The 7,054-nt window shown below is 39.7% G+C and carries 2 protein-coding genes; both read right to left on the reverse strand.

Going from position 1 to position 7,054, the window contains the following annotated elements; all coding sequences use genetic code 11:
• Positions 1-27: 27 nt before the first annotated feature.
• Positions 28-5,586, reverse strand: a complete 5,559-nt coding sequence (locus GJU43_RS12250; protein WP_154341041.1) for a non-ribosomal peptide synthetase — start codon at positions 5,584-5,586, stop codon at positions 28-30.
• A 13-nt stretch (positions 5,587-5,599) separates the two neighbouring features.
• On the reverse strand, positions 5,600-7,054 hold a 1,455-nt coding region (locus GJU43_RS12255), incomplete at its 5' end, for a non-ribosomal peptide synthetase (protein ID WP_154341042.1).

Below are 7,054 nucleotides of genomic sequence, written 5' to 3' on the forward strand. Positions count from 1 at the left end.
GCCCCCTGAGGGCTTCGGTTTTACAGATTAGATCGTGAAATTTTCAGATTCTTCAATTGAAATGTTTTCTTCATTACTGCTGCTGTACAGGAGGGTATTTTCTAAAAGCAGTGCTAATTCTTCCAGTATAATGTTGTCAAACAAATCGATGATGGATAATTTGACATTAAACTGTTTATGAATAATACTAATCAGTTTTGTCGCATTCAGACTATGTCCGCCCAGCTCAAAAAAACTATCCGTAACGCCTACTTTTTCAACTCCAAGAATTTCCTGCCATATTTCGGCTATTTTTTGTTCGATTTCATTTCTTGGCCCGACATAGGCTTTCCTGATGATATCGCCTTCACTGATCCCTCGCAAGGCACTGCGATCAATCTTTCCGTTGGCCGTTAACGGCAGGTGTTCCAGAACGACCAGAAAGGAAGGAACCATATACTCCGGTAACTTCGTTTGGAGATAGCGGCGAATTTCGGCTTTGTCCAATTCAGTATCCGAAACGTAATACGCCACTAAAGTTTTGTCTCCGTTCACCTGTTGCGGTTGCACTACGACTTGTCGTAAGTCTTCTGAAAACTGCAAAAGGGTATTTTCTATTTCCCCCAGCTCAATTCTGAAACCTCTTATTTTTACCTGATCGTCATTTCGGCCTGAAAATTCAATGTTTCCATCGGGCAGCCATCGGCCTAAATCTCCGGTATCGTACATTTTGGTATGGGGTACAAATGGATTTTCAATGAATTTTTCGGCAGTCAGCTCCGGTTTGTTCAAATAACCGCGGGTAACTCCGGCACCGGAAATGTATATTTTGCCCAAAACGCCGAGCTGGGTTGGCAACAGATTGTTATCCAGAATATACACCTGTGTATTTGAAATTGGAGTACCAATACAAAATGTTGTTTTTTTGTCATAGAGAAGTTCAATCGATGTGACTGTCGTCTCGGTTGGACCGTATTCATTATAAAAATCACAAATCGTGCTCCAGGACTCCGCTAGTTTTTCGGGACAGCTGTCTCCTCCGGCAATTACTCTTTTTAGACTAAAACGACTGTCGGGTGTTATTTTTTCCAGAACGGAAGGCACTGCATGAAGATGCGTAATTTCATTTGCAGCTATAAATTCTTCAAAGATTTCGGCTTCCAGTAAGGCTGATCTTCCAATGAGGTACAAACTCGCTCCGTTGCAAAGCGCCAGGAAAATTTGCTCTACAGACGCATCAAAAGTGTAGTTTGAAAGCTGAAGAATTTTTTCGTTTTCGTCTATTTTAAACTGTCTGGTCTGTGAAGTAATCAGATTCACTACATTCGTATGTTCCACCATCACCCCTTTCGGATTTCCTGTAGTTCCCGAAGTGTAAATAATATAAGCCAGGTCCTTTGGGCTGTTTATTTTTTCGATATTTTTACCGAGGTACGCGTTTTGATTTTTATAAAATAAAAGCAATACATTTTCATCAATTACAATTTTGCAATTGCTGTCTTTTTCGATATAGTCTATTCGCTCCTGAGGGTACGAAGGATCTATAGGCACATAGGCCGCACCGGATTTGAGTACTCCTAAAATAGCCAGAATCATTCTCTCGCTTCGTTCCAGTTTAATTCCGATCAGATCGTCTGGTACAATTTGGAAAAGCTCTCTTAAAAAGCAGCCCAATTGATTGGCTTCTGCGTTAAGTTCCTGATACGTTAGTTCCTTATCCTCAAAAATAACGGCAATGATATCGGGCGTTTTTTCTACCTGTTCCTCGAATAGTTCTATAATGGTTTTATCTTCAGGGAAATCAGATTTGGTAGCATTAAATCCATAGACGATGGCCTCAAACTGGTTTTCATTTAAGATGGAAAACTGCGAAATCTTGTTCCCGGGAGCATCAGTAAATTGTTCCAGAAGATGGAAAAACGTATCCATGATTGCGTGTATCAACTCCTGACTAAACACTCCTGATTTGTATTCTAATTCCAGTTCCAAAGTATCTAAAAGATCGAAAAACGTAAAGGACAGATTGAATCTCGAAAATGCCGCAGTCTGACTGATTTCTTCTTCGATTTCAAAAGGAAGGTCGCTTTTGCTCACCATTCCGGCTCTGTTATTCTGATTTTGCAAGACGACCATAACATCAAAAAAGGACTTTTTGTTCGCAATTTTCAAATCATTTAAGATCAAATCGTAAGGGTACGTCTGGTATTCCAATGCCTTCATAATAGTCGTCATTTCATCAGCGACAGCATCGGAAAAGCTTTTATCCGCATCTATTTCGGTATAAAGAGGCAGTGTATTGATAAACATACCAATGGTGGATTCAAACTCTTTTTTAACCCTTCCGGAAACCGCTGTACCGATGACAAAGTTTTCCTGAGCCAGTCGGTATAATGAGATTCTTACGGAGGAAATTAAAAGGCTGAACAGTGTTACCCTGTTTTTATTGGCATAATCGACCAACTTCTCTTTCAGGTTTTTAGCTATCGTAAAATTCAGCCGCGCCCCGTCTAAACTTCCGGTGTTCGGATTTCCTAATTTTAAATTGGAATTGATATTTCCCAGTTTTTCCCTCCAATAATCGGTGTAGGATGCTGTTTGTTCAGGGTGCAAATTTCCTTTCAGCCAAAGCAGGTAGTCAAAATAATCCTTTTTACCGGCTGCAGGAACATACACTTTACTGCTAATCTGCTTATAAATGGATACAAAATCTTTTATAAAAATCCCTGTAGACCAGCCATCAAAAATGATGTGATGAAAAACAAAGACTAATTTGTAATGGCTTTCATCCGTTTGAAGAACAGCGGCATGAAACAAAGGTCCCTGTTCTAAATCAAAGTGAAAATTTTGAATTTCTTCTTTTTTCTGTTCCAGCAGAAAAGGATCGTTACTGGAATAAAAAGTGAAAAACGGATCAATTGCCGTGTTTTCAATCTCGTTTATTTTCTGCTGGATCGTTCCATTCTCATCGGTGAAGAATGTCGAGCGAAGACAGGCATGCACCCTGATTAATTCCTGTAATGTTTGCTTGAAAACTTCAATATTTAAACTTCCTTTCGCATTGTAGGTCAGGGCAATATTGTAAATAGATTGCATCGACGTATCTAGTAGAGATTCAATCCACATTCTTTGCTGCGAGTTGGAAGCCTCAAGAGTTTCAAAAATCAATTCGTTGGTCAGGGGAAGTGCTACAACATTATTTATGCTTTTTACTTCAACTGCATCTTTAATAAGGGTTACAATTTCACTGATCTCATAACAGTCAAACAAAGCATCAAAGTTTATGCTGATGTCAAACAGTTCATTGACCCTGTTTATAAACTGAACGCCTACAATTGAATTTCCGCCCAATTCAAAAAAATCGTCGGTAAGGCTTAAATTGTCATTTTTTAAAATTTCTTTTAAAATGCCCACCACAATTTCTTCCTCACTCAGGTTTTCAATATTAAATGCTGGTTTTCCTTCTTCTGTTTTTTGGTGGATCGGATTAAAAAACAAAGGATTTTTATGCTCATTCCAGCAAGATATTTTTTCAAACGGATACGTTGGCGCATTCACTTTTTTGAATACTTCGTTCCTGTAAAATTCTTTCCAGTTAAATTCTAGACCGTTATTGTACAGGGTACTCCACAATAAATTCCAATTATTACAGTCCATGATTTTTAATACATCTATGCACGGAATTTGTTCTTCTTTTAGCGCTGCAAGAATACCCGGCATGGAATGGGTATTGTTACCAACCACGACTAACAATATGTTATTATCATTACAGTTTTGAGCTAATATTTTTAGTTTCTCCAGGTCTAAACTAAAACTTTCATTAAAGTTTAAACCTTTAGAAATGCTGTTTTTACCTTCAATTATTTCTTTTGAAGCTTTAGCTACAGTACCATTACAAATCAGCTGATTGACGTTAAATCCTTTTGTCGACAGGTATCTGAATAAAGAAACCTGGAATGCCAGCGTTTGTGACACCGCAAAATCTGTTTGATCGTTGTCAATCTCTTTTTGCAGGTTCAGGAAAACATCTTTAAATTGCGTGCATTTTAAGAAATTTTCAACATTTGGAACAGCATCAGAAAGATATAGTAAAGCGATTTTGGTATATTTTGCTGTCTTAACTTCATCATTCTCTTTTTGGTTTAAAAGCGATTTTTTTATTTCAGCAATCGTATTACCTGATACGGCCAGTCGGTATTTATAGTCTTTTCTGCCAGTGTTTAAGGTATACGCCAGATCTTCTATCGGAGTCGTTTCTGAAATAAAATTATAAATACTGTCAATGTACTCTTTTAAGGCATTTTTGCTTTTTGCAGCAATTTTAAACCAGCTATTAGAATCTGTATTTGAAGTTGTTCCTGCAGTTGCTGTATATTCTTCCAAAATGATGTGTACATTGGTACCACTCAGGCCAAACGAACTCACTCCTGCCCTTCTAATTTGATCCGTAACCCATTTATTTCCTTCTTTTTGCAGAAGAATATCAGGGTCTTCTTCTATAAATTTATTTACCGTATTAAAATTGGCCAGCGGGAAAAACTCTTTTTCTTTTAGTACAAGAGCTACTTTTAGGAATCCAAACAATCCCGACATATTATCCAGATGTCCGATATTGGGTTTTAAAGTCCCTAAACGAACCGAATAAGGCTCATTAGTACTCGAAAAAGCATCTTTTATTCCTTTATACTCGATAGGGTCTCCGAGCTTAGTTCCCGTTCCGTGCGTTTCGATATACCCTACGCTGGTCACAGGAATATCAGCGTTTTTGCAGGCACTTAAAATAACATTTTTTTGCGCGGCCGGACTGGGAGCCGTTATACTATTCGAACTGCTTCCGTCATTATTAATAGCGGATCCTTTTATAACCGATAAAATAGTGTCGTTATCTCTTATGGCGTGGTCGAGTCTTTTCAGAATCACAACGGCTATACCTTCTCCTCCTGCCGTTCCTGAGGCTTCTTCATCAAAAGCCCTGCACATCCCGTCGGTCGACATGATGGCATCTTTTTCGAAACTGTCGGCTTCATTAAACAGATATAACAAACGTGAACCGGCTACAATGCCTAAATCAATTTCGCCTCTTCTTATGTTTTGTACGGCTTCATGCACAGCCACCAAAGACGACGAACATGCCGTGTCTATGTTCATTACAGGCCCTCTGATATTTAGAATATTCGCTATTCTTCCACCGCCTATTGAAGCCAGTCCGCCTATAAAATCCAATCCTTTATTTTCGGATTGGTACAGCAAATTATAAAGTCCCGTTTGAGTGGTGGTAAACAATCCTGTGTTTTGCGAGGCGATATAATCCAAGTCATAACCGCTATTTTCAATGGCAGTACAGACCCCTTCCAGGATCATTCGGTGTCCGGGATCGATTGTATTGGCTTCTCCTTTGGACAAATTAAAAAATTCATGGTCGAAAAGATCTGCCCTGTCTAAATAGCCATACGGATGATACCTTTCTTTTGGATCGATTTTAGAATGTAAGATTCTTTCTTTTGTGGGTTGTTTGACACAAATACTATTATTTCTTATCACTTCTGCAAACTGTTGCAGCGTTGTTATATCAGCATATTTTATACTAGCTCCAATTAATGCAATATCCATAATCGTTTTGTTTTTAAATTTCAAAAAATTTCATCTCGTCTTTCTCTTCTAAGTCGGTTTCGCCTGAATCTCTATTGATAAAGACTGCGATGTCTTTTATCGAATTAAATTCAAATAAATCCGAAATAACCATCTTGTCGGGCCACAGCAATTCAATCATTTTCTGCAATTTGATCAGCTGAAAAGAAGTGCCTCCCAGTTCGAAAAAATTATCGGTAATGCCCACCTGCTCTATGCCCAGAATATCCTGCCAGATCGTGGCCAGTTTCTCTTCGGTTGGATTTCCGGGTGCTTTGTACTCTCTACGAATAAGATCGTCGCCTCCAATTCCCGGTAAGGCTTTGCGGTCAACTTTGCCGCTTGAAGTCATCGGTAAGTTTTCCAGTACTACATAAAAGCCCGGTACCATATATTCGGGAAGTTTTCCCTGCAAATAAGTACGGATGGCCGCTTTGTCTATTTCTGTTCCTCTTTCTAAAAGGTAATAGGCCACCAAAACTTTCTCGCCGTTTACTTCTTTAGGCGTCGCTACGGCCTGCTGGATGCCGCCATACGCCATGATGGCGTTTTCAACCTCACCCAGTTCAATCCTGTTCCCTCTTATTTTGACCTGATTGTCAATTCTTCCCATATAATGGATCGAGCCATCGGATTTCCATTGGGCGATGTCTCCGGTGCGGTACACCTGATACCCTTCTCTGAACGGATCGGCTATAAAACGGTCTTGTGTAAGTTCCGGAAGGTTCAGATAACCTCTGGCTACCTGAATTCCTGAAATCAATAACTCACCCGGAACACCAAAAGGCTGCAGTTCAAGGGAATGATTTACGATATAAATACTGGTGTTGGCGATGGGTTTCCCAATGCTTACGCCTTCCTTTAAAACATCAATTTCGCTCAGGTTGATAGCTGTGACATCAATAGCGGCTTCTGTAGGGCCATAAAGATTGTGCAGCTGCGCGTTTGCGAATTTTTCCTTGCATTCCTGTGCCATAAGGGCCGGCAGCTCTTCTCCACTACATACAATATGGGCCAGACTTTTGCATTTTTCACCGTCGGCATCCAAAAGGAAAACACCCAGCATTGAAGGCACAAAATGCACGATCGAAACTTGTTTTTTACTGATGATGTCCTGTAAATAGACCACATCTTTATGTCCTTCGGGTTTGGCAATGACCAGGGAACTTCCGGTAAGGAAAGGCAAAATCAATTCCCAAACGGAAACATCGAAGGTATAAGGCGTTTTCTGAAGAAAGACTTCTTTTTCGTCCACTTTCAGGTATTCTTTCATCCAGACCAGGCGATTGTAAAGGCCTGCATGATGGTTTAGTACGCCTTTTGGATTTCCTGTAGAGCCTGAAGTATAAATACAATACGCCAGCTGATTCAATAGATCCCCGCGTTCAGGCGTTGTGGTGGGATACGAATTCTGAACGGACTTAAATTTGGCAAATTCAGCCTCATTAAT

The organism is Flavobacterium sp. LC2016-23 (assembly GCF_009674775.1).
Lineage (GTDB): Bacteria > Bacteroidota > Bacteroidia > Flavobacteriales > Flavobacteriaceae > Flavobacterium.

Coding starts and splice junctions, on each gene's coding strand:
- GJU43_RS12250 (WP_154341041.1), bottom strand. CDS start 5,586: ATGGATATTGCATTAATTGGAGCTAGTATAAAATATGCTGATATAACA.